General features: G+C 64.0%; 2 protein-coding genes. Both read right to left on the bottom strand.

The window, feature by feature from the left end:
• Positions 1-680, bottom strand: a 680-nt coding sequence (locus tag ACP15I_RS20820) for a GTP-binding protein (protein WP_424976523.1), incomplete at its 3' end; no start/stop codon positions are given.
• A gap of 3 nt (positions 681-683) precedes the next feature.
• Positions 684-1,639: CobW family GTP-binding protein (locus ACP15I_RS20815; RefSeq protein ID WP_424976522.1), on the bottom strand; the 956-nt coding region annotated here is incomplete at its 5' end.

The raw sequence follows: 1,639 nt of genomic DNA, 5'->3' as shown, positions 1-1,639 counted from the left end.
CCGGTGTTCAGGATCTTGTGTGCAGGGACCACGGAATGGTCCGTCTCGAGGATCTCGGCATCGGCGTTCAGGCTGCGAATGATCTTGCGCGCGGCATCCGTGCGTTCGGGGCCCGCATCTTCGACCTTGTTCAGGACAATCACATCCGCAAACTCGATCTGATCGGTCAGCAGATGCACGAGGGTCCGTTCGTCCTCTTCCCCCGTGACTTCGCCCCGATCATGGAGGAAATCATGGCTTGAAAAGTCCTGCAGCAGGTTCACCGCATCCACCACGGTGACCATCGTGTCGACCCGAGACACATCCGACAGGCTCGCCCCGGCCTCATCCCGGAAGTCGAAAGTCGCGGCCACGGGCAGAGGTTCCGATATCCCGGTGGATTCGATTAGTAGGTAGTCAAACCGCGCTTCCCCGGCAAGGCGGCGCACTTCCGCCAGCAGGTCGTCCCGCAGGGTGCAGCAGATGCAGCCATTGGACATCTCGACTAGCGTCTCATCCGTGCGGCTGAGCTCGGTCTCAGCGCGCACCAGATCCGCGTCGATATTCACCTCGGACATGTCATTGACGATCACCGCCACCCGGAGCCCGTCGCGATTGTTGAGCACCCGGTTGAGCAGCGTGGTTTTGCCGGCACCGAGAAATCCTGAGAGGACGGTGACAGGCAGGCGTGGGTCGGTCACGGCCTAGGTCTCCTGGGGTTGGGGCTGAGTGGCGCGGAGCATGTCGAGGCTGCGCATGAGTTCCGGGCGGGTCATGTCCCGCGCGATCACGACGATGCGGGACCGTCGATCGCTGCCGCGCCAGGAGCGCAGGGGCACCGGGCGTTCGAACACCTGTTGCACGCCGTGGAACACGAAGGGGATGTCGAGCCCTTCGAGGAAGACGATGCCCTTGACCCGCAACAGGTCATTGCCCCGCAGGGCGGTCAGGGTGTTGAGCCACAGATCGAAGGCCGCATCGGTCAGCGGGTGTTCCAGCACCACCGAAACACTGCCGATCCGCTGATCATGGAGCGGTGCGGGCTCGGCCATGGGCGTGCTTGACGACAGGCCGGAGAGGTTGGCGAAAGGGTCCGCCGGTTGCGGAGTGGTCCAGGCCAGCGCGTGATCGACCGCGATATCCTCGCGGACGCTGGTCAGGTTCCAGAGCGTGTTTGGCGGCAGCTCCCCGAGGACCGGGTGCAGGATGGGGGCGGTCTCGTTCAGCGCGCGCAGACGCTCGGTCAGCGCCTTGTTCTTCGGCTCGGATGCGAGGTCCGTCTTGCTGATCAGGATCAGATCGGCCAGAGCGACCTGCGAGACGGCTTCGAATTGCGCATCGAGCGTGGTCGCGCCATTGACCGCATCCACCAGCGTGACAACCCCGTCGACCCGGGTGTGCCGCGACAGGGTCGTGTCCATCATCATGATCTTCAGGATCGGACCCGGATTGGCCATGCCGGTGGTTTCGATGACGATGCGCTCGAATTGCAGGGCTCCGGCCTCGCGCCGGTCCAGCAGGCGGGCGATGGTTTCCGGCAGCTCGCCGCGCACCGAGCAGCACAGACACCCGGATTGCATCAGGACAACCTCGTCCTCGACCGACTGGATCAGGTCATGGTCGAGTCCCGCCTCGCCAAACTCGTTGACGATCACTGCGA

Origin of the sequence: Dinoroseobacter sp. S124A (assembly GCF_049801015.1) — a bacterium.
In the GTDB taxonomy this organism is placed as follows: Bacteria; Pseudomonadota; Alphaproteobacteria; order Rhodobacterales; family Rhodobacteraceae; genus Dinoroseobacter.
Note: the sequence above shows the minus strand (reverse complement) of the source record. Positions and strands in the feature narration are given on the sequence as shown.